Below are 21,867 nucleotides of genomic sequence, written 5' to 3' on the forward strand. Positions count from 1 at the left end.
ATGGTTTACTGCTACCTCCTTGCACCCACTCTTTCGATCTGGACGTTATCGATACCATCGAACTCCGGGTCTGCACCGGTAACTAGCTTTGACCTTAAAGTTTTTGCTGTTGCAGCTGCAAAAGCATCGGCCAAGGACAGCGAATGGTTTGCTTTCAACATGGCCGCTTCTTTCCATAATGCGTTATCTTTTACAGAAACTATCTTGACACCAAAGCTCCTGACGTTTCTTTCCTTCTCCTCCGCCACTTTCTTGCTCTTTCTGCCAAGGATATAGTATAGTTCTGCCAGGTTAACGACATTCATGTATCCCTTTATCTTCCTGTCAAGAACCTGCTTGAGCAGGCCTGCAACATGTTCTGAGCCTTCCTCGCCCATGTAGAGGATAAGCAGGGCCTGAGTATCAAGTACTATGTTACTGCTCACTGCTTGATTTGCCGCCTCTTCTTAACAACTTCTTTTCTCTTTTAGCTTCCTCTGACCGGGCCTCCTCGATTAGCTCCTTGGACGTCTTGCCCTTGAAGAGCTCCTTGAGAGAACCTTTCTCCATCAGAGGGTCCGGAACCGGCTTCAGAAGCACACCTTCCTCCGTGTCCACGGCAAGGGCCTTTTTCCCTATCTTGTGCTTGTCTCTTAACTCCTTTGGTATTGTAGCCTGACCCTTCTTCGTTACTGTAACTACAGTCTCTACCATTACCAGTAATATAATAGTTCATGTAATACATAAAGATTGTGTATTACTAATGCAATCCCTTCATCGTGATAAACGACGCAACCTTTTTCGTATCCAAACAAGTCAATGCTATCCCAAATGAAGGGTGTTTACGTCCTCCTGATGCATATTGGCAGGCCTGCTATCGCAAGAACCGGTTCCCTCGGTAGACTGCACTTTGAGAAAGGAGTCTACGCTTATGTCGGTTCAGCCCTCAATGGTCTAGAGCCAAGGATATCCAGACACCTGTCAAAAAGGAAGGAGAACATGCACTGGCACATAGACTATCTTATAGGCTCTCCTTACGCGTCCACAGAATATGTGGTAATGGGAGACAAACAAGAGAGTCGAATGTAAAGTCAGCAAAGTGATTGCGTCTAAGCCATTCTCTAGCGAAGTACCTGCTTTTGGTTCAAGCGACTGTAGCTGCGACTCCATCTCTATAGACTTGATTCATCGATCGACGAGTCGCTACAAGATATGAAAAAGATATTTTCTTCGCGGGAATTAACTCCTATTGTGTTGCACGTCTGATTAGATTCCTGTGTTTTAAGTCCTCGCAGTTTATGCTGCTGTATACATGCCTGAAGTGATAAGGTCGCTATGGTTTGAAGAGATAGGCTTCATTCATGAAAAGTTCTTTGACACGCCCATGGGAAAATTGACGGTAAGGCAGGTTGTCATAGTCTTTGTCTTTGGCATCTCTGCGTGGGCGGCATTTAACAGTGTAGGTGATGACATGCTAAAGGTTGCCATAACCAGCCTTCTTGTAATACTTGGCCTTGCATTTGCATTCCAGAGAATAAAGACCTTGACGCCGGAGCAGTCCATGATGTTTGCGCTATTTGCCAAAAGAATCGATGTTGGATCTGCAAGGAAGGAGAGCGCGGTACCGCCTTTTTCCACGCCGTCTGCGAGCGCAGGACAAGGTGGTACAGAAACCTTTGACATTTCTGTGCTGGATGCCGGCGATGACACCCACGATACTCAGATACAGAAGCTGGTGGTCCTTGTTAGAGATCCCACGACCGGTAGCCCTTTGCCCAACAAGGGATGCGAGATACTGGTTGACGGTAAGAGTGCGGGAAAAAGATTAACAGACGAGGAGGGATTTCTCACCATCCCTTTTGTACCCGAGAAGCCGGGCATTAACACGATTGAAGTAAAACCAGAAGGGTATGCGGCAATTGTAAAGAGCATAACAGTCGACGTGCAGTTGCCGCAGCCGCGACAAGGTGGGCGGTTGCATGCTGCCAAGACCGGGCAGGGGATACAGAATTGAACAATCCCGCCGGCTTTCTGACAGAATTATCGTGCAAAGACCGTTTCAAGTACATCTATGAAGTGCAGCCACTGAACTTTGTAATGCTGCCCAATTCGAAGCAGCAGGAACTTGTCGAGAGGTTCAGGCAGTTTCTCAATTCATTGAACAGCCGAATCCGACTTGTAGCCAAGAAGAGCAGCAAGGCAATTCCTATTGGCGACGGCTCATACCAAATGCAGTTCTACCGGTATTTTGTTGAAAGTGAGGAAAACATCGATGACAGGCTGTCAGGTTTCAGCCTGCTGTACAACAGAATTTCAGAAATTCCATCATATACAGTCGTGAGAAAGATGAGCGACAGGATAATACTCCCTGAAGGAAAGATGATCAGGACATTTACCCTGTACAAGCTGTCGAGCACTCTGGTCGAGGGTTTTGTTAGCGAGACGTACGGCATTGCCGACGAGGTTTCGATAGTAATTGTCCCAGTAATTCAGGAGCAGGCTACAGCAAAGATGAACAAATACACGAAGTTCCTCAGCGGAATGATCCTTGCAGACCAGCAAAAGCGCAGAACATCACCTTACGAACTTGTCCAGAGGCATACGATGGCGCAGCAGACTCTGGAGCTCTTGACAAACGGCCAGACAAGATTGTTCAAGATAATAGTAAACTTTGTTGTCGGCGGAAAAGACAGAAAGGATCTAAACAGGAATGTGAAACTGCTAAAGAACACGCTGCAGGCCAGGCTGCTCTATCTCGACAGTCCGAGGTTTGTTCAAGGGCACCTGCTTGCCGGGAATCTGGGAAAGAGGCTTGTTGTAGATACGACTACTGCTGCTACGCTCTTTCCATTCGTGTCTGCCGACATCGTCGAATTGCCGGATGGCGTATTCCTAGGGGCAAACAAGCTCACCGGTGCTCCAGTCATTTACGACGTGTTCATGCATGACAACTATAACATATCGACTCTGGGCACAAGCGGCAGCGGCAAGTCGTTTTCAACAAAGATAATTGTGAGCAGGATGCTCCAGCGAAATCCTGATGCCGCCCTCTTTGTCTTTGACCCAGAAAACGAGTACATAAAGCTCGGAAACGTATTGGAAGCCAATGTTGTTAAATTTGATCCGCACTCAGATATGGGTCTGGATCCTCTGAAGATCTATTCTTCGATAGACGCTTCGGAGATAATCGCATCGATAACCAGCCTGCCGCAAGACTACCACGCCACGCTTCGCACCATTGCAAATAAAGCGGACGACATACAAGCGCTCTACAACAGCTGTCCTAGGAGCATGCAAGGCTATCTGAAAGATCTGGTTGATGATGGCACTCTGGCTCATGTTTTCAGAGGAAAACCGGTAGAGTTCACAGGCAGGATGATATTCTCGATGAAAGACATTGAAAGCAGCATCGAAAAGAACCTACTTTCCCTGCTGCTCTTTGGAAAGGTATGGAACATGATAAACGACGAATCACATTTGCCCAGGGCAGTACAGAAGATAGTCGTCGTAGACGAAGCATGGCTTTACTTGGCAATTCCTGCCGCAGCCAGATTTCTGGAGAGGACCGCAAGGCTTGGAAGGAAGAGAAATGTCTGCTTCATAATCAACACCCAGAGGGCGGCAGATGTCCTTGGAGAGTCTGACGGAAAGCCGGGACTTGGAAGGTCGATAATTGAAAATAGCGCAACCAAGGTTCTGCTCAGGCAGGACGAGCTGTCTGCAGATGTTGTTGCAAGGGCTTTTGGCCTGTCTGAAAGGGAAAGGGAGCATCTTGTTGAGCTGGATTCAGGAAATGGGTTTTTGATAGCGCAGAATGTGCATGTTCCAATAAAGTTCATAGCATCGGAAGAGGAAGAGCAGATATTCACAACCAGGCCGTCGGACCAAGTATGAGGCCTCTCGGGGCAAGGTTTGTCAGAAATGACGGGTCGTTAGCGTGACCAGAGGTTCTAAATCTAGTGAGGGTGGGGGGCAAATCATGTCGAAACTGTCGGTACGAGCCACCAAGGCTATGCAGCCGGCCTAGTCTTTTTATCGATGTTAAATATTCACGCAATATGTCCTTTTGGTGAAATATGATTGTTTGTTGACGGTGCAATAACAGGTCTACTCTCGGCTCCGGCACTTGCCGTGTGGACGATGATTTCCCTCGCAGCTTCGTTGTTCCTGAGTCACAGGCTCACCTTTGTCAGGGGAGGCTCTGAGCAGGAACAGGCAAAGGGACAGAGGATCATAGTTGGAGGAATACTTGGAGGTGTCGTGATGTACCTTGCACCCTACCTTGCCGCATGGCTGACAGGCATTGACTACAGAAATCCTCCTGCCAATCTACCGCCCCAGCTGGTATCGATGGTAGGAAACCTTCTGACTATGATCCAGTACATAGGAGTCGCGGTGATAATTGGTGGGATAACGTGGGGCGCCATAGAACTCACTAGGAATAGACACACCTCAACAGGCGAACGACGAAAGTAGACCAGGTCCTCCCAGATTGGACATATCATCAGCTCCTCTCAGAGTGTTCCGAACATTCATGGCCATCTCTCTGGGCGCGCCCATCGTATTCTTTATTTATGATAGTTCCACTTCAGGTGTCCTTTTCTCATTCACAAGCTTCCTTTTTCTGTCGATATGGGCATCCGGGTTTTCACTCGATGTGTGGACCACCTACAAGTTCTACGCTGCAGACAGGGGGAACTTTTCAGTCAACGAGACCAACGCAGTATTTTCAAGGCTTGTAGAGCAATTTGGCTTTAGGAAGGGCTTGGCGGTGCAGCTGGTTCTTGTAGAAATTCCTGCAGCCATGGTGCTTGCTGTGCTACTGTATCCTGTATATCACACGTTTACTGAATATGGCTCAACTGGTATTGTGGCTGTTTTGAATCTGTCAGTTTCGTCGTTATCTTACCTGCCGGCTGCCCTGTGCCTGTTTGGAGTGGTACACATGATCGATGCCTTTGTGAACCTGAATGTGGAACGTAAAGAAAATCAAAGCAGGGTAAAACGATAGACGGCACATCTGCTGACAGAATTTTCGTTTTTAAATGCAGGGGTGATGAATGGATGGTTTTATGGTTATGATCGAGATCAGGCCATTCCAAATAAGCAGCTCCCAAAAGTATCCAAGTGATGGCTATATGGAACTATTGCAGAATTTGCATTCTAGTGGGAGAATCGGCAGGGTACTGTTGCAATGCGACAAATCTCAAAACTACCCAGACAAGATATCCATCAGGTACTTCATAGACGTCGATGACGGCGGCAAAAGACAGGTTATAAGCAGCCTGTCAAAAATGCCAGTACAGGTTCTCTCCGGCTCCCCTCGACCAAGACGGTATGGCTATTTTGCAGAATTGAAGCTGAAAAGACCTTATCCTCTTCCCATGGTAGACCATTCTTCTAAAGCAGAAAATAATTCAAACAACCCACTTTCCTCTGCAGCAGGAAACATAGCTGAATCACTGTATGGCGTGCCGTCAATGCTGGAGATAGTTTTCAGAGCAGACAGTCGCGCAGCTGTAAGAATATGGAACTACCTTGAAAAGTTCGAAAAGAAGTTGCCGTCTTCAGACATACTCTCGCAGCTGGCCAGTATGGGTGCAGGGTTTGCCAGCGAAGCAGCACGTTTTGGCTCGACCAAGAAAGGCGAATCCATGGGTCTGGCCAAACAAGACAAGGAGCTATCACTTTTTGAAAAGAACTTGCTTGAAGCCATGAAAATGAAGGCCAGATCGCACGCGTTATTCCTCTCAAAGATAACAGTATTCAGCATGAGCAGTGCCCACCTTGAAAACATAGTGAAGCAGTTTCCAAAGTGGCACAACGGATTTTCTGCAAAAGTAAAGAAGGTTGAACAGGCAGAAGGGCTTCTTCCGGGAGCTGCGCCGCCAGCGCTGTCACGATCCAAGGCATCCCTTCTGCTTTCATTCCGCGAATACGGGCTTGCAATCCTCAGCATGGAAGAGATGCTGTCTATAATGGCAGTTCACCCATCACAACAGTCAGCGCATTTTGAGCAGGGCGTGTCAAGGCCTGGACCTGATTCCTCCATGCCGTCCAAGTGATGCCGAATGGGATTATTCGAACGCATCAGAAAGAAGCCGGACGTAGAGAAGGAAGGCAAAATTCATGAAGAGTTTGACATTTCAAAATATCTTGAACCTAACACAGAACCGATATACCTGCTGGGCGTTGACAGTAACACCGGCGAGAGGAAGGGCCTGTACAAGAGCGACAGGGGACACACGCTCATAATAGGAAGGACGCAGTACGGCAAGACCACTCTCATAGAAACGCTGATACTTGAGCATGTACAGGAAAACGAGACATTTGTCTACATTGACCCGTCCGGCGATTCTGTCAACAAAATATTGGCGTTGATACCTGACGAGAAGAGAAAGAACACGATACTTATCGACCCTATGACAATACACACGCACGGCAGGGTGGTCAAGATTGATTTTCTGGAATATTCAAATAGCCTGTCACGTCTGAAAGTTGCGCAGGGCTTCATTGACGCTGTGAAAAAGCTCTCAGGCGGGATGTGGGGGCCTCTGCTTGAAAGGATAATGAGAAACACCATCCTGCTTCTCATAGACCAGGAGAAAGGTTCCACCGACATAACTGACTGCTATTACGTGATAAACGATGTCGAGTACAGAGAGCGACTAATGAGAAACTGCTCAAACAAAGACGTCGTCAACTTTTTTGTCAACGACTTTGGCAGGATAAGGCCAGAGTCGCTTGAGCCAATCCTGACAAGGCTCAACACCATCCTTGTCGACCCTCTGGTAAAAGAGATGTTCCGGACCAAGAGGAAAGATGGCGCGGTAGTCAAGACTCTGGACCTGAGAGACGCCATAGACGGCGGCAAATTCGTCCTGGTCAACCTTTCAAAGGCAAGGCTTGGCGACATGTCTGCGTTTATCGGCAGCCTGCTCTTGGACAAGATATTCCAGACTGCGATAAGCAGGGCAGACGAGCGAGTGAAGGAGAAAAGGAAGGCATGTTACCTGTATGTAGATGAAGCCCACACTTTTGTAACAGACGCAGTGATAGACATATTGCGCGAGGTAGCAAAGTACCGCCTCTATTTCACTCTGGTTACCCAGTATCCGTCCGGGTTTACCGAAGAGATAAAGAAAGCAGTATTTGGGAACTGCTCTACAATCATAACGTTCTCTGTAGGTCCTGACACTGCAAAGGAGATAGCACCTTTCTTTGTTCCTTATGACACACAGACGATAATGCTCCTTCCGAGGTACGAGTTCATGGTAAGCACCAAGATGAAGGGGATACCGCTAAAACCATTTTCACTTTCGACGCATCACACGCAGATCAAGGATTTGGAATTGATCAAAAGGAGCGAAGAATGCATGGCAGAAAGCCTGCGTATATACGGACAGGAGGTAAGTTCGGACCCTCTGCAAGACAAGGCTGAGAGCAATGAGGTTATTGTTATCGCTCCGAAGAACGCTGCCTTTCCAAGGCCGCCATTCTTCACAACGCCAATAAAGTGGTTTATCCAGACAAGGCTCTTTTTTGAGAGTAATGGAATGACTATGAAAGCCCTCTTTGAACAGGCAGTATCATCGCCCCATCACCACAAACCCTACGATTCAGGATTTCAGAAAGTAAAGGCAGTCTTGCACGAGATGGTAAGAGAAGGGCTGGTGCAGACTATTCAGGTAACTGCAGACGATCAATCAGATAAAAGGAGGTTCGCATTTATGCTGACGGAGTCAGGGCTGAAGCCTTTCTACGAAATACCAAAGGGTGCAAGAGTTGGTGGAAACATACATCTCAACTGGATGGACCTCTTCCTCCACGCTTTCTGGAGGATGGGATGGTACTGCATTGCAGACAACGGGCGTCTCAGCGAAGGGCATTCGGACATCTATGCATTCTCGCCAAAACTGTCAGAGAACGGTTCAAAGCACGACCCGGACGAATGGGAAATCCCGCCGGCCTGGGCTGTGGAGTTTGAGGTCTACCCAGAACGACATCCAAACAGGACAATCGAGAACTATCTCCGAAATGCGTCCAGCAGGATAAAGACTGTCTTCATAACAGACAGCGAAGAGAGGAAAAAGAGGATACTGCAGGCATTGAAAGAGCACAGCATTTCTGCCTATGTGCCGGTTTTGCTTGTAAACAGGGCTGCAACTCATTCAGATGTAGAAAAAGTGGTCCATGCATTAACCGCAATCCAAGAACCTGTATTACTGGAACAAGCAATAGCCGAGGCAGAATTGCCCGATGTGAAAGAGCATGGAAATGAGAGCGTAAGGGAGGTAGAAATTATAGAAAAACAAAATCTGACAGATGGAGGCCAGCAAAGAACAACATCGAGTGCGGCACACGTGGCTCCTCCAGTAAACATCAAAACAGAATCTGAAGGAAGGGATATTGAAGAGCAAGATTCAGGGGATGCAGGCAATGCAAGTATCCCTGGCGAAAATGAAGAAAAGACGCCTGATGAGGGCGGAGAGGAAGAAGACACCGCCACGACAGTTATGGAGATGCTGTATCAGGAACTTGCAGACGACGAATCCCTGGTCAGGATTCTTCGCGCAGTAAAGGAAAGTCCGGGTCTGAAATCGTCAGACATTGTAGCCAGACTGGGAATACCCCGGATGTCGTTTATGCGCAAGTCAGCAAAGCTGAAAGAACTGGGGTTGATATTTACAAAGGAAAGGATGCCAGGTTATGCGATAACTGACAGAGGGATGACGATTCTTGACAAGATCGACGAAAGGGATGATGGCAAGTAAAGTACCGGAACAACTTTTGTCGTGCGGCGATGCCAATTTCCGCCTTTTATACCTCTAGTGTTCTGAACTAGTAGTTATCAAAAACAACAAGAAATAATCTCCCCCAACCGGCCGAACGAACGACCAGTACGTTTCAAAAAATGCATGCTGCGTGTGCGCATGCACCACCGGAGTGGCAAGGACCGCCACAAATTTTTCCTAGAGTAAATTTTCAGCAAGCATCTGCAGATGTGCGTTTTTGCATGAAAAGTGGTACCAGTGGTACCAAAAACAGGAAAAGTAGTAGGCGAAATTGGTACCAGAGCACGGTGTTTCTGTAAAAAGTGGTACCAGTGGTACCAAAACTCGACCAAAGTGGTACCAGCGCACGCAAAACTGGTACCACTGGTACCAAAACCAACGGCAGAATCAGAAAAGGACGGCGCCTATAGCAACGGCAAGTACTGAAAAACAGTTCGGCAAGAGACGACCCTTTCAGTGACCGAGTCAACAGGTTCAAACCATCAATACCCAGAAAAGGCCGACTCGGCGGGATGGTGTGGAACCAATGCAAGCTGGACAAAACTGACTCTAGCGTTTCGAGAGAGACGACCGCATCTACGCTACCATAACAGTCTGGAATTCAGTGCCAGATTTCTTTTGCTGTTGCGTTGCAATTCGAAGAGATGTAGTGTGGACTATCCTGGAGCGTGGGAGTTGGCGGGCTAGCTTGCAAACACGGCCCTGACACAACAAGGAGGTGATAAGATGGCTGTGAAAAATATGAACTACAACGAGGACGGTGACAGCAGGAGGAACGGAACAGGTGGTGACGACGAAATCCTGTGCAAAATGTGGATTGATGCAACGACAGAAACGAACTTTGCTGTAAACATGGCAGTAAGGAAGTACAGGAACTCCAAAGAACAGATAGACTATCTGGTAACGCTGGACAGTATCTTACTCAGGTACCAAGAGATAGTCACACAGACAGTAGCCGAACATGGCAGGCAGGCACAGGCAATTGCAGAAGAGATAAGCGGTCTGGCAGTGGCTGGAGGTGACTTCATGCTATGACCGGCAGCAACATCGACCGTAGGGAAGAAAAGTCTGGAATCAATCAAAGAAATCGAAGACAAACAACAACAAGAACCGGAACCGGAATGACCATGGAGCAGCTTATCCGAGAAACAAGGAAGGAGGTTTACAGAGCGCAGAAAAAAGAAGCAATCCCGAATAAAAACAAGGAGAAAAGTACCGTACGAAACTCAATGCAGCAGCAACAGGTCATTCCACACGAAATGCAGAGGTATCTGACCAGTGCAGTTGTGCAGGCAGATGAAAGTACGTTGACTGCACACCTGCAGGAATTCTGCAGCAAGATTCCATCCGGCAGCTACAGGGTAAAGGTCCTTGTCAGAAAAAACAACAAGGTAACTGTAAGGATGACGTACAGAGGAGAACAACAGCCGTTACAACAACCAGACATCAGTACCCCGGCAAGCCCCTAGGATTTTTGTAACAATCTAGGGTGCAAGCCGTCAGCCAGCCTTTAAAACATGCGTCAAAATCCTGGCTAGAACCATCAAGTTGATGGTGGGTTGGAGGTACATTGATGCAGGTATTTCTGTTCTGCAAAGAGCAGCGTGCCGGGCATCAAGACAAAACACTGGGAGGTGTTTAAAATGCACAACACACACGAGGAATCAAGGAACGTTCTGTTGACGGTAGTAGAAGAAGCAAAAAGAGAAGTCGATAAGGAAAGGCTGCCAGTCGAGAAAAGTTCAGCAGAAGTGCCCCGAACCGCCGTTACTTTGCTGTCAAAGCTGAACGATTCTGAAAAGCATCGGGCTGCAAAGATGGCCGCCATCGCTGTAGAAGTGGACGGAGAAATCTGTTTCAGGCAGATAAATGCGATAGTGCCAGAGACAGCGAAGGTCGTACGGGACAGTACAGGCGTGTTCGTAGGACTGCCGGCAGTAGTCGGCGGATAATCCGCAATGATGCAATTTCTGTCCGGCAACACCCCCCGTTTTTTTAAAACCACTCTTTGAATGGGACGTCCAAATCGACGGTTTTCCTGGTCCCTGCCTATCGATAGTGGGCAGAGTGGAGGTGACGACGGCAACAATAGAGGAGGGAATCTAAAATGACGAGCAACAAGACTGTATTCAACAATGACGACGACGGAAAGAACAAGGAAAAGAAGAAACTGAAAGAGATACCTGCAATCAGGTCAATCAACGGCAAACTGGTACCGGTGATAGAAGTCTACGAAAGTTTCACAGGCTGGTACTGGTTTGTAACTGAAAGGACGCCAGACAGGGACAATCCTGACGAATGTTTTGGACTGGTCATCGGTCTGGAAAAGGAATGGGGCTACATAGACCCGCCTGCCATCAAGGCAGAACTTGGCAATCTCTTCTGGAAGGTGCACCAGAGGGACGTCTGGTCGATCTCGCACATAGAGATGGTCAAAGTGGAGGACTGCGCCGGCAACAGCAGTAACGACGTATGCCCGCTGTGCAACGAACCTGTAACGGAGTACCAGACAAGGTACATCGAGAACGGAAGGATCGTCCACGAAAAATGCACTGGCGATGATGCAGAGAACAACGATGTCAAGAGCGTAGACGACCCTGTGTCTGACAACCAAGGAGCTGAATAGGGCCGTTGGCTGCAGGGACAGGAAGGCTTGAACTCTGGACCGACGAGCATGGCGAGCATTTTGCCATTAAGATATCCGGAGACGCAGATTTCAGAGCGGCAACGTCCAGATACGTCAAGTACGTCAGGATAGTCGACACAGGGCTTTACCTAGCTGACCAGACCTACCAATGGAAGTATACGCTGGACCAATGGGTAAAGAACTACAAGAAAGACCTGCAAGAATCAGACGGCGACCGACAGTAGTAACATCCAGAGCAGAAGGGGCCACATAATAATCGAACCGATGGCCATCGGCAGCATCAGTTTCGTCTTTATTTTTTTCAAGCCACTCTCTAAGAAGGACGTCCAGGTCCTGGTCCTTTCCCTAGACGGCAGAGTGGAGGCAGCTGCAAGAAATCCAAAGGAGGGATTTGAAATTGTCTATAAACAACAACCGTACGAACGAAAACAAGAAAAACGCTACTGCCACAGAGGCAGTCAGGATCTACAAACCTACGCTTCTCAAGGAGGATCCGTTGCCGCTTGACAGGGCGGAGCTCTCGTACGCAGAGAAGCTACTGCAGGCGTCAAGCAACGGTCTCATACCCGTGAAACTGGAGCAGGATGTGGTAATCCAGCGTATCTCGCACGACCTCTACGCCAATGCAGAATCTGGCTTTAGAGAGCTTTACAACAACGAAGCCAGGGCATGCAGGATAGCAAGGAACCACTACGACGCAAGTCCAAGGATAGAGGTAACCCTCGTCCCGTCAGAAAGGAAACTGGTGATCCACGGGATAGACAGCACAGGGATGTCCCAGGAGAAATTCCTGACTGTGTACACTGTCCTTGGCAGAAGCGATAATTTCGACTCTACCGAGGTCGGACAATTCGGCATGGGGAGAGCATCGTACACATGCATGTCAGACATAATGGTGTTGGAGACGTACAGCAGGGAGACTGGGGAAAAGTACGCAGTCATGGGAAAGAACGGAATAGGCTACAACGTGCTTCCAGAGCCTGCAGACCTGAAGGAGTACGGCACCAGAATAACGCTGACCGTGCGTCAAGACATAGGCATCCTAAACCTGGTCAAGTACATGATGAAAGTGTGCATGTTTTCAGGCATTGATACCTACCTGAATCTGAAAGAAGACATCTCCACAGACGGATTGCCATCATACCGCACAGAGAAAGTCCATACCAAGGCAGGAAGGTACAGGCTCGGTACGATAACGTTTGCCGAGTACCTTGAAAACAAGGTACAGACAACTGAAACGTACAGACCACTCGTAAAGATGGTGTTCGTTGAGTCGAAAGATACTGACTTTTACCTCTATGGCATCATCGCCATAAGAAAGGGATACGACAATGACCTCGTCGCTGAAATTCCTGACAGCAGCTCTGGCGAAACGTATCTTCTTGGCACACCAATAGAAGCAGATGGGATACAGCTGCCGTTCTCCTACTGGGTGCTCAATGTAAAGGACGAAAGGAAATATCCGCCGACTGCAGACCGGGAGAGGCTAAGCGATAATGCGATCAACGCGATAGAAGACAAGGTAAAGAGCAGCCTGAAGGAAAAGCTGCAATTTCTGGACCTGAAATCCGTGCAGGACTATGTAGAATCTCCGTACAAGCCAATCTACAGAGTTTTAGAAGGGATGGGTCTTGGGGAATACCTCTCGGAATACACCATAGACCTGTGCAAGTTTGTGGAGATAGCTGTAAAAACACCGGAATATGCCGGCAGGGCAAAGATTGGAGACCTGCTTGCGCAGTCGCAGAACCTCTTCTATCTGGACAGCCTCAACGAAAACAAGATCGCCCTGATACGGTCCAAGGTGCCGGATGCCCTGGTATTCAGGCTTGGGAGCAAACAAGAGCACGAATCATCTTCCATAGACGCCTTTCAACTGTTCAGAAAATTCGGTGTAAAGTTCGGCGAGGAATTCATCCGGGAAAACAACTTGAAGACGAAAAGAAGGGAAAGGATAGTTCCTGAAGACCTTCCAGTCCACGAAGCTGGCGCAGGCTGGTACAGCTGGGGAAGATTCAGGACTGTGAAAAGGCATACGACCAGAACTGCAAGGGAAGACGTAGGCAGCGATACCATAAGGGTGCCTGAAGGCTCGATGAGAAAGTACCTGCGTCTTCTGTCCATGGTGCAGACAAGGTACAAGGTTGTCAGAGACGACCGAGAGCTTGACAGCAATGGCAGAGGAACAGCCCTGAAATCGTTTGTGGATGGCGTAGGTAGGAAAATGGTGCAGACAAGCGACGGCAAGATGAGGGTAACAGATACCATCACACGTTCAAACAAGAAGAAAGTGAAACTTGTCCTGTACAGCGACCCCTCGATAACAAGGTACACACATTCGGAAGAGCATCTGTCGATTGCAGGAGACGATGACCTGCTCTTTGAATTGATGGCCTTCTACGAGTTTCATGGCATCGAGTACGCTGCAGACATGGATGGTTCAGAGGCACTGGCGCTTGTAGCCGGTCATGACTTCAGAAGAGGCGAATTCATTGCAGACCCCGGCTATCCCAAGATTGGCGACGTGGAAATACTGTACAGCGTAGTCCATGCTGCAAATGCGATCAAAGACGAAAAAATGCTGAACGTATTCCTCAACGCAGTCAGGTATTCGAAAGAAGCAACAGAAGTCAAAGAGATGAGGGAATACCTAATTTCAAAGGAGTTGGGCCACAGATGACTGCCGCTGCAGCATACACCATCCTTGAGGAGCGAAAGGACATGCTTGTCCTTATCCTCAACGGCAAGGTGCAAACGGTGCCATTGACACCATACACTGAAGTAAAGTACAAGCATTTCAACGGCAACAGGATAGCCTACAGATTCAACGAGGAAATGGAAGTACAGGAGACGTACGACGACGGCATATTCAACTGCTCCTACAAGACTGCACAGATGCAGATAAGAAAACGAGATGCGATAGCCGAAGCGATTCTGCAGCACTACAGATGCGGGTCAACGTCAACATACGAAAGACTGTTTCAACTTGAATATACGGACAGGAACTGCATTGAATTGTTGAAGTTCATGCTGGCCGGATACAGACAGAGGCTCCGCTTTGAAGAGAAAAGCAACGATGAAGCAATCCACATCGACGGCAGCTTCAAGGTGGACAGGCACGGAAACGCGTACGTAAGAGACGGCCACGAATACAGGAGAATCTGCATAGTTGTCCAGGGGAGCCTGTCTGAAACGGGCGTCGAGACTCCCATTGGAAGGATACCGCTTGACGAGACAGCTCTGACAATACTGGCAAAGACGATATTCCTGCTGAACCCAAAGCTGGAAGACGAGGTATTCAGAAGTCAGGTGCCATCACAAATACTGGCCGCACTCGAGCAGTCTAGAGGGAAGGCTGTCTCAGCCTCGCCTTAACTTCTTTCCGGATAAGACGATGACAGATTAGTGGTGGCAAATAGAATGGAAAAAGAATTGATTGACGAAGTAAGGGCCAGACTGCATGCCATGATAGACGCAGCAATAGACGAATATTCTGCGAAATTGAACAAGAGTGCAGGACAGCAGATACCAACTCCTGACGGACTTGACATCGACAAACTTCCATGGCAAACGAGCAAGCACGGCCAGTACGAATACCTGTTTCCGTCACAGGTGCCAGACAACCTCCGAGCAGCGCTGCTAAATGGCAAAGCTCAGATCAAAGACTGCATCCTGTATCTGACAAAGCAAGGATCCGTAAGGAGATACCACATTACAAACAACAAACAGGCTGCAAATTCAAGCGCGGCATCGACGGGTGGCGGTGGAGATGTCAAACGATAACATCCACAAGAATACAGTGCGTCCTCCAAAAATAACGTCGGTACGAAAACTAACCCGCATACTAAACGACGCCATGAGAAACGGTGAGAAAGAGCTGGTCAAAGAAACGGTCCTTGAAAATACGGAGACTGCGAAGAAAGCAATCCCGTACCTGAACATGAAGTACAGACACTACGTAAGAAAGGTTTTGGAAGGTTCCGGGTAATCCCGTTCGGTCGAAAACCCCGATTCTGGACTTTTCGGTCCAACGTCTTCCAGGGCAAATCCCCTGACGATGGTGCTCCTACCAAGCACCTGCTCAGCAATACTTGCTGGGTTGGCCCGTCCTGCCCAAATCCTTAACCGGATACATGGGACTGGCCGAAACCTAGGGACAGACTACGTCCCTATGGTCGGGATAGTCAACAGCTACTACGGATTCTGATACAGTAGCAATGCCGTCATAAATTACATTTTACACCAGTAACTCGGGCAAATCTTGGTTTTCCATGCCGACTGTTATTTTCGGGTGACGACTCGATAATATGGGGTATTTATAGAAGAAACCACTTCTGTGTGGTTACAATGAGCTACGGAGAAAGAAGGGGCGGCGGAGGCGGCTTTGAAAGGCGCGGCTTCGGTGGCCCGAAACCAGTTGAAGAAGGCAAAGAGTACGACGTTGAGGTGACAGAAGTCAGTCGACAAGGCGACGGTATTGCAAGGATCCAAGGCTTTGTGATATTCGTCAAAGGCGCCAAGGTGGGCGACAAGTGCAAAGTCAAGATTAAAAGTGTTGGTCCAAGGTTCGCCACGGCAGAAAAAGTCTAAGCTATACAATCGCGGAGCCTAGCTCCGATTCATTTTATCCGACTTTGTCATCCGACGGCCGTCTGAAGTCATCATCTTGCGGCATTCTTGCCTTTCTGTCCATTTCTTTTGATCGAATCTAGTGCAGTCCTTCTTATCGACAATCTTCGATTCGTCGTAACGCAGCCGTATCGTCATAATGCAGCCTACATCATCCGTTTTCCCCGCATTATTCATTTTCATGTCCAATTTTCTTTTACCTTATCATACATTTTCTGCTCTTTGCGCAAGCCTGTAAGTAAGGTTCCCGACTTCACAGTTCAACCAATCATCAAACGCTTCATTCAAAATCTGTCTTTACAAGCTGTGTAATACCCGTTATCGCTCCGCACAATTGCTGATGCTTTTTCTTCATGGCCCTCAACCTCTTTTTCAAATTGCTCATCTTGCAATGGTAGTTGTTGTAGTGGTTTACATCAGCCTTTTCCTTACCCAAGTATATCATCTCGACCTTTCTAGCAGAAACCCTTCTCTCAAGGTAATAGTATGGCCCATGCCCTTTCTTTGTCCTTGCGCAGTAACAGTTTGGACTTCCGCACCTGATAAACCGCACCTGTATCGAGCCGCCATATTGCACAGACAGCTCGTCGACCTCTTTCTGCACCTGCTTGATCTGCTCTGCAAGAACTTTTTCTTCCTTAATCATTCTGCCCAGCTGCGAGCATAAAGAGTCCATCTGTTAGTGCGCATTTTCAAAGTTGATAAGGTGCCTAGCGCTCCATCGGTTCAAAGTGGCTGAGCAACCTTTTGGTCTTCAGCATTTGCCGGTAGTTTGCTGTTCCCTCCAAATCAGAATCCATCAGAGATCTTGTAGTGGTAGAAGCACGAGAACATGATCTAACGGTTGACACAGAGGAACAATTTTGAACGAACGTCTACTGCATGTCTATAGCGAGGATTTTTTTCCGTCTTAAACTTACTGTAAACCGATGAATGCAGATTGTCTGAAATTGACCGTCCATGTTCTAGCAGCAACAATATGTGCATTCACTGTAAAGCCCGATGTGCAGAGATATTCCAGGTCAATGGCAATTTCTGTCTGGACTGTTGGCAAGAGTTGACGCATCCAGATGTCTGATTTACATAGCCGACAGCATCGCACCACATGCCTTTCTCGCTTTTTACCTTTGCAAATGGTAATGGTTGTTGCTGTCCATTCTCTTTGTAAGAGAAATCCTGTGCCTTGCAATGCTCTCTATCGGGTCCTATTACGATCTCAAAACAAGAGAGGTCAACGATAGATTATGGATGGTTTTTGGCGGCGCAGGGTTGGTTCTCTATGCATGGGAATACGCGTCTGGAGTAACGGCCGACGTGCAGATGATTCTGGTCTCTGTATCTCTGACTGCTGCGATTGCAATCGCTCTGTACAGGTATGGTTTCTTTGGCGGCGCAGATGCTAAAGCGCTTGTGGCCGTTTCCGTGATTCTGCCTGTTTATCATCTGTTGATGTCTTCCTTCTATGTGCATCCGCTAACAGGGATAACGGTACTGACAAATGCTGTGCTCTTTGCTCTGGTGGTGCCTCTGTACAATGCACTGAGCAACCTGATAAAGGTGGCAAGGGGGGAGAGGATTTTCGAAGGTTTTGACGAGCCCACGTGGAAAAAGATACTGGCATGCTTTGTAGGCACTCCGTCGAGTAGGCCGATACGTCATCATTTGGTGATCGAGTGCTCGGCAGGTGAAGGGAAAAAGAGGTTTTCTTTCCGCTTAAACTGTGATGAAGATGATAGCGACAGCAAAGGGTCCTGCTGTGCCGAGTCTTCTGTAGGCGGTCGGACATGGCTGTCCCAGAACCTGCCGTTCTTGGTATTCATTCTCGCAGGATTTCTTGTTACGATGCTATTTGGAGACATGCTGCTGTTGATGCTACAGCACCAATGAATCTGCCGAGTATCATAACAATTTGAAAGCAACCAAAGTTGGCGGCATCTTCTCAAATCCTATTTCTTGCCATCTTTTGCTGTCTCGGCTTCTTTCAGTTGTTTTAGTGCAAAGTTTATCGCATGCGAGTAGCTGCCAAACCTCAATCTCTCGATCTCTTTTGTGACCCATTGGTACAGCTCGTCTTCCAGCGTTATCTGCAATCGCTTCATCTCTTCTATCGCTCTGTGTATGTTTGTGTATAGTTGTATCATAAAGACATTGTTATACACAATCTTTATATTATACAGCAAATGTGTAGGATTGTGTATTGATATGCCTAGAATTAACCTGACTGTGGATAATGACAATTACCAATTCTTGAAACAGATGAAGGATTCCGGTAAGGCTGCATCATTGAGTCATGCAGTGAGGCTGGCTATCCAAGAATACCGTACACTGCACGGAAAGCCAAGGTCAAGAAAAAGGGGATCGGTAAAAGATGACGGACGTTAAAGGGTCTTTGCAACCGTGCCGTCTCTGTTCCGCATTGAAGGAGGAAATCGAGCTGTGCCAAACAAGGGGCGAAGGAGAGAGGGAGACCGTGCTAAGCTTTCTGTTGAAAGGACATCAGGAGGCGTGCCATGGCTCCCAGTAATCCCGACTTGTTTTATCAGAAAGGTCCAGTTACGGCAAGTTTAGGAGAAAATATCTATAAACGGGCGCGGAGGGTTGTGTGAATAGTGTTCTTTAACCCCGGCATTCGCAAAATCCAGCTGTGGTCGGATGCTCGGGGGAAGGAATTTGCCGTCCGCCTTTCAAACGACCATGACTTTAAGGCAGTTTCAAATCCTGCTGCAGATTATACCAAGCTGGTTGAAGAAGCGGATTATTTTAGCGACATGGACTATGACTGGAAATACCTCTTGGAACACTGGACTGCCGTGAAAAATGGAAGTGTCAAGCTGTTGGATGACGATGGGCATGGTGGAAAGGAGCCACACCCTGCTGCATTTGACCTGCCCGATGTGGATGATGTTTCTGCAGTCAAGAGACCCAATGTGCGAGGAGCCAAAAGAGAGAAGCCCAAACCCCTTCTGAAGTGTCGGTACTGCATGCTGTCCTACAATTCTGAAAAGGAAAGGCATGAGCACGAGGTGACTTGGCACGCTGAAAAGAGGAAAGAGAATTCGAATCAGCCCAGCTCTGCACCGAATTGATATCGGCCGTCATTTTTCAGCCCCTGCGATTGAACAGCGTGCGCTCTATGCCATCAATATTAGAGCGGCAAATGCTCTGTACTAAATGCAGAGCTCTGTTGCCCCATGGACGATAAGGAGACATTGAGATAGTAAGGCATCACAAGCCGCCAAATGTAACGGTTCATCCGGCAAACGTAGGCCTGCCAAAGTCCGACGTAGATTCACCAGCGTCCGGTTTTTACCGCTTTTAGCCGTATGATGCATTTGCCACCGTGGAAGAGGAGTATGTCACTGTCAGAAAGAGCAAGCTTCTGGAGCTAAAGCAAGCTATGGACGAATACAGACTTCTTCTTGAGAGGCTGAGAAATGACTTGGAGAAGATAAAGGAGATCAGGCAGGAGAACTGACTGCCTTCGTCGTTCCGGTCAGCTCTTCCAGCATCCTGAATATCTTTTTCTGTACGTGTTCGTGCTCCTTTACCGTTCTAGTCAGTCCTTCAAGCGTGCTCTGCTCCCTGTGGGCTATTTTGATTGCCAGCTTCTCGTCAATTATGTAGCCGCACTTGGTACACCTCTTTGCCCCGGCATTCTGTTCGCCGCACCTTGGACATGTCTTGAGGACCAGCCCGTTCTTTTTCCCGCCTTCTGGAAGCAGGCCATGCTCCTTCAGAACGGCTTCTTCCAGGTCGGATTCGCTCAGATGGATGTATACGTCCATCATCTCAGTCCCCTTCTTCCAGTTGCCAAACCTCTTGAGTATCTGGTCAGGGTGCTTCCGTGCAACGTCGGTAAGCTTGGTGTGCCTCAGCAGATAGTTCCAGACCTTTTTCTTTATCCCTGCCTCAGAAGCCGCCTTCTTTACCACTTTGCGGAGGTACCCGTAGCCTATGACCTTGTCAGTAGCAAATGACCACCACAGGGGAGCGTCCAGGTTGTCCTTGAAGGGGTGCTGCTCTATCCAGTCAAGCAGCAGCCGGTACGACAGCAACAGTGGCACCGTCTTTTCGCCAGTCTTGCCTACCGTCGTTACCACGGCGACTTTGTCCTTGAAGAGCACCCCTCCAACTGTCATGTTCAAAAGCTCGCCGGGCCTGAACGCCCCTTCATAAAGGCACATCACCATGGCCCTGTCTCTGCCTGGAAACCTGCTTATCTTCGGTATCGCATCCAGCAAAGCTTCAATCTCTTCGCCTGTAAGAAGGTCCCCTGGCCTTATCTCCCTCTTTCGGCCGTTCTTGACGTACGTTTCCGGCCTTATCCACGATACTTCTGAGACATAGTCTCTCCCATCCTTCTTTTCCCCTATCTCCCCCGCCTTGGCAAAATGAACCAGCCTCTTTAGTGCCTCTGCAAAAGCCCTGTTTGTCTTGCCAGCATATTTATCAGATATTATGCTCCTCACGCAATCTTTGCAGTCGTCTTTGGTCGCATTTTTTAACATCATACTGCGGTTCGCAAACCATTGCATGATAATTGGTAGCCTTGCGGCATAATAGACAACCCTGCCCTTGGATAGTCCGTGGTCGCCAAGTGCGTCCAGAAACTCTGATGCAACTTTACCGTTTCCGGTTGCATCATCATCGTCATCGTCAAACTGCTCTAGCCGCCTCTTGATAGAAAGTATCTTGGCTGTATAGTTGTATATGGAATCGCTGTCCATCCTATTATTAAAAAAGCTCTGAACAGGCTTTAAGGCAGGTATTTGATTTTGTTCATACCGCACCATACTAAGGTAAAAGTGCGGGGGGTGGGATTTGAACCCACGGACCCCTGAGGGACGGGATAACCCATTCTGAGATCTTAAGTCCCGCGTCTCCAAGTTGTTTTTTTCCTATTTGGCCGGGCTCTACAACCCCCGCGCACAGCGCAAAGATGCACCGTCAGTAATTAAATCTTGGCTGTTCCTTCGATACCTTAATCAAACCCTCATGTTTTGTTGAACGTTGAGCCTTGGTAGCTCAGCCTGGTAGAGCGTTACCTTGGTAAGGTAGAGGTCACGGGTCCAAATCCCGTCCAAGGCTTTTTTCTCTATGTCAGAATAGGCAGGGGAGAGAGAGAGAGAGAGAGAGTTTTCAACCTTGAGACTAGCGCGAAGCTCCCGGGTCGATGAATCTAAAAGTTTTCAGTGAATGTTTGCGCGGATTTTGCCTTTCAGTTCCTCGGTTATGTCCTCCGGCCTCATGCCGTGGTCCCTCTGTGCATGCGCCGCAGCCTGTTGCATGATTTCTTGTTCTGAATCGCCTCTTACCACAAAGTCACAGTTGAACCCGACGTCCCTGCATTTCATTTCCATGACACTTTTTACGGACGCGTTCACTTTAAGCATGATCTAACCTATATCCAGTGGATCAGCCAATCTAGAAGATTATAGAATGTCATTCTTGCATCATGAATTTCAATTCCTGGATCTATATCATGCATACACGCACACACGGATGCATGGCGCCTGAACACGGCGGCATTTTATGGGGGGGCGAATTTGGCTGGAAAAGTGCGGAGCAGGCCACATTGTCAAATGCAACAAGAAACGTCCAAAAGCCGTTTAGAGCAGAAGGGCGTCCCAGGATGGCCTACTCCGCAAGTACACTTGTACAAGAGTAGAATATCAGCATTATCTTGCACGGTGGTGCAAACGAGCAGATAACAACGACAACAATAGAACACAGAGAGAGATCGGAAAAATCAGTCAGGGGTCAGGACAGATCGGAACAGGTGTTGATTAGACGGAACGGAATGGACCGGCTGGAGCC

At 48.2% G+C, this 21,867-nt stretch carries 26 protein-coding genes and 2 tRNA genes; 21 read left to right on the plus strand and 7 right to left on the minus strand.

The features are described 5' to 3' along the window. Positions 1-11: 11 nt before the first annotated feature. On the minus strand, positions 12-425 hold the full coding sequence (locus NVIE_RS04585) for a PIN domain-containing protein (protein ID WP_084790621.1): 414 nt from the start codon (positions 423-425) through the stop codon (positions 12-14). Continuing rightward, a complete protein-coding gene (locus NVIE_RS04590) occupies positions 415-693 on the minus strand; it encodes an AbrB/MazE/SpoVT family DNA-binding domain-containing protein (protein ID WP_075054238.1) in 279 nt (92 codons plus the stop codon). Before NVIE_RS04590 ends, NVIE_RS04585 begins: the two co-directional genes overlap by 11 nt. Positions 694-834: 141 nt before the next feature. On the opposite strand from NVIE_RS04590, the gene NVIE_RS16275 reads away from it, so the two are divergent. The 17 genes from NVIE_RS16275 to NVIE_RS04670 all read left to right on the plus strand — a co-directional run bounded on the left by NVIE_RS16275 (position 835) and on the right by NVIE_RS04670 (position 16,011). Next, a complete protein-coding gene (locus NVIE_RS16275; protein ID WP_227717539.1) occupies positions 835-1,068 on the plus strand; it encodes a DUF123 domain-containing protein in 234 nt (77 codons plus the stop codon). A gap of 223 nt (positions 1,069-1,291) precedes the next feature. Continuing rightward, on the plus strand, positions 1,292-1,993 hold the full coding sequence (locus NVIE_RS04600; RefSeq protein ID WP_075054240.1) for a peptidase associated/transthyretin-like domain-containing protein: 702 nt from the start codon (positions 1,292-1,294) through the stop codon (positions 1,991-1,993). Continuing rightward, on the plus strand, positions 1,990-3,873 hold the full coding sequence (locus tag NVIE_RS04605; protein WP_075054241.1) for a VirB4 family type IV secretion system protein: 1,884 nt from the start codon (positions 1,990-1,992) through the stop codon (positions 3,871-3,873). The genes NVIE_RS04600 and NVIE_RS04605 overlap by 4 nt, the downstream gene beginning before the upstream one ends. A gap of 246 nt (positions 3,874-4,119) precedes the next feature. After that, positions 4,120-4,455, plus strand: coding sequence for a hypothetical protein (locus NVIE_RS04610; RefSeq protein WP_158435092.1), 336 nt, complete (start codon positions 4,120-4,122; stop codon positions 4,453-4,455). 58 nt (positions 4,456-4,513) lie between these two features. Continuing rightward, on the plus strand, positions 4,514-4,990 hold the full coding sequence (locus tag NVIE_RS04615; protein WP_075054243.1) for a hypothetical protein: 477 nt from the start codon (positions 4,514-4,516) through the stop codon (positions 4,988-4,990). Positions 4,991-5,051: 61 nt separating this feature from the next. Further along, positions 5,052-6,044: a hypothetical protein gene (locus NVIE_RS04620; protein ID WP_144239502.1), complete on the plus strand. Its 993-nt coding sequence runs from the start codon at positions 5,052-5,054 to the stop codon at positions 6,042-6,044. 6 nt (positions 6,045-6,050) lie between these two features. After that, positions 6,051-8,753: a type IV secretion system DNA-binding domain-containing protein gene (locus NVIE_RS04625; RefSeq protein WP_075054245.1), complete on the plus strand. Its 2,703-nt coding sequence runs from the start codon at positions 6,051-6,053 to the stop codon at positions 8,751-8,753. Positions 8,754-9,500: 747 nt separating this feature from the next. Beyond that, positions 9,501-9,809, plus strand: a complete 309-nt coding sequence (locus NVIE_RS04630; protein ID WP_075054246.1) for a hypothetical protein — start codon at positions 9,501-9,503, stop codon at positions 9,807-9,809. Next, positions 9,806-10,243 (plus strand): hypothetical protein, encoded by a 438-nt coding sequence (locus NVIE_RS04635; RefSeq protein ID WP_075054247.1) that lies wholly within the window; start codon positions 9,806-9,808, stop codon positions 10,241-10,243. The genes NVIE_RS04630 and NVIE_RS04635 overlap by 4 nt, the downstream gene beginning before the upstream one ends. Positions 10,244-10,378: 135 nt before the next feature. After that, positions 10,379-10,726, plus strand: a complete 348-nt coding sequence (locus tag NVIE_RS04640; RefSeq protein ID WP_075054248.1) for a hypothetical protein — start codon at positions 10,379-10,381, stop codon at positions 10,724-10,726. A 155-nt stretch (positions 10,727-10,881) separates the two neighbouring features. Further along, positions 10,882-11,400 carry a hypothetical protein gene (locus tag NVIE_RS04645; protein ID WP_075054249.1) on the plus strand — a complete coding sequence of 173 codons (519 nt, stop codon included), beginning with the start codon at positions 10,882-10,884 and terminating at the stop codon, positions 11,398-11,400. A gap of 5 nt (positions 11,401-11,405) precedes the next feature. Continuing rightward, positions 11,406-11,645 (plus strand): hypothetical protein, encoded by a 240-nt coding sequence (locus NVIE_RS04650; RefSeq protein ID WP_075054250.1) that lies wholly within the window; start codon positions 11,406-11,408, stop codon positions 11,643-11,645. A 173-nt stretch (positions 11,646-11,818) separates the two neighbouring features. Continuing rightward, complete coding sequence (locus NVIE_RS04655) at positions 11,819-14,101, plus strand: hypothetical protein (protein ID WP_144239504.1); 2,283 nt, start codon at positions 11,819-11,821, stop codon at positions 14,099-14,101. Then, positions 14,098-14,796 carry a hypothetical protein gene (locus tag NVIE_RS04660; RefSeq protein WP_075054252.1) on the plus strand — a complete coding sequence of 233 codons (699 nt, stop codon included), beginning with the start codon at positions 14,098-14,100 and terminating at the stop codon, positions 14,794-14,796. The genes NVIE_RS04655 and NVIE_RS04660 overlap by 4 nt, the downstream gene beginning before the upstream one ends. 45 nt (positions 14,797-14,841) lie before the next feature. Beyond that, complete coding sequence (locus NVIE_RS04665; protein WP_075054253.1) at positions 14,842-15,204, plus strand: hypothetical protein; 363 nt, start codon at positions 14,842-14,844, stop codon at positions 15,202-15,204. Further along, positions 15,191-15,409 (plus strand): hypothetical protein, encoded by a 219-nt coding sequence (locus NVIE_RS14765; RefSeq protein ID WP_144239506.1) that lies wholly within the window; start codon positions 15,191-15,193, stop codon positions 15,407-15,409. Before NVIE_RS04665 ends, NVIE_RS14765 begins: the two co-directional genes overlap by 14 nt. 359 nt (positions 15,410-15,768) lie before the next feature. Continuing rightward, positions 15,769-16,011, plus strand: coding sequence for a TRAM domain-containing protein (locus NVIE_RS04670; RefSeq protein WP_075054254.1), 243 nt, complete (start codon positions 15,769-15,771; stop codon positions 16,009-16,011). A 319-nt stretch (positions 16,012-16,330) separates the two neighbouring features. On the opposite strand, the gene NVIE_RS04680 is transcribed toward NVIE_RS04670, so the two are convergent. Next, positions 16,331-16,696: a DUF6788 family protein gene (locus tag NVIE_RS04680; RefSeq protein WP_075054256.1), complete on the minus strand. Its 366-nt coding sequence runs from the start codon at positions 16,694-16,696 to the stop codon at positions 16,331-16,333. A 497-nt stretch (positions 16,697-17,193) separates the two neighbouring features. On the opposite strand from NVIE_RS04680, the gene NVIE_RS04685 reads away from it, so the two are divergent. Then, the gene (locus tag NVIE_RS04685; RefSeq protein ID WP_227717477.1) at positions 17,194-17,937 is read left to right on the plus strand and encodes an A24 family peptidase; all 744 of its coding nucleotides are present in this window, start codon (positions 17,194-17,196) and stop codon (positions 17,935-17,937) included. Between the two features lie 59 nt (positions 17,938-17,996). On the opposite strand, the gene NVIE_RS04690 is transcribed toward NVIE_RS04685, so the two are convergent. Then, on the minus strand, positions 17,997-18,191 hold the full coding sequence (locus NVIE_RS04690; RefSeq protein ID WP_075055992.1) for a hypothetical protein: 195 nt from the start codon (positions 18,189-18,191) through the stop codon (positions 17,997-17,999). 468 nt (positions 18,192-18,659) lie between these two features. On the opposite strand from NVIE_RS04690, the gene NVIE_RS04695 reads away from it, so the two are divergent. Together NVIE_RS04695 and NVIE_RS16050 are read left to right on the plus strand one after the other, a co-directional pair. After that, positions 18,660-19,136 carry a hypothetical protein gene (locus tag NVIE_RS04695; RefSeq protein WP_075054258.1) on the plus strand — a complete coding sequence of 159 codons (477 nt, stop codon included), beginning with the start codon at positions 18,660-18,662 and terminating at the stop codon, positions 19,134-19,136. A 254-nt stretch (positions 19,137-19,390) separates the two neighbouring features. Beyond that, positions 19,391-19,525 (plus strand): hypothetical protein, encoded by a 135-nt coding sequence (locus NVIE_RS16050; RefSeq protein ID WP_258914169.1) that lies wholly within the window; start codon positions 19,391-19,393, stop codon positions 19,523-19,525. Here the strand turns inward: NVIE_RS16050 and NVIE_RS04700 are convergent. After that, the gene (locus NVIE_RS04700) at positions 19,509-20,777 is read right to left on the minus strand and encodes a site-specific integrase (protein WP_075054259.1); all 1,269 of its coding nucleotides are present in this window, start codon (positions 20,775-20,777) and stop codon (positions 19,509-19,511) included. The genes NVIE_RS16050 and NVIE_RS04700 overlap by 17 nt on opposite strands. A 79-nt stretch (positions 20,778-20,856) precedes the next feature. Continuing rightward, positions 20,857-20,976: transfer RNA gene (locus NVIE_RS04705), tRNA-Leu, on the minus strand. 88 nt (positions 20,977-21,064) lie between these two features. Here NVIE_RS04705 and NVIE_RS04710 point away from each other — a divergent pair. Next, a tRNA-Thr gene (locus tag NVIE_RS04710) sits at positions 21,065-21,138 on the plus strand. 101 nt (positions 21,139-21,239) lie between these two features. Here the strand turns inward: NVIE_RS04710 and NVIE_RS04715 are convergent. Then, a complete protein-coding gene (locus NVIE_RS04715; RefSeq protein WP_075055993.1) occupies positions 21,240-21,410 on the minus strand; it encodes a DUF1059 domain-containing protein in 171 nt (56 codons plus the stop codon). Positions 21,411-21,867 lie beyond the last annotated feature (457 nt).

This window comes from Nitrososphaera viennensis EN76, assembly GCF_000698785.1.
Taxonomy (GTDB): Archaea; Thermoproteota; Nitrososphaeria; order Nitrososphaerales; family Nitrososphaeraceae; genus Nitrososphaera; species Nitrososphaera viennensis.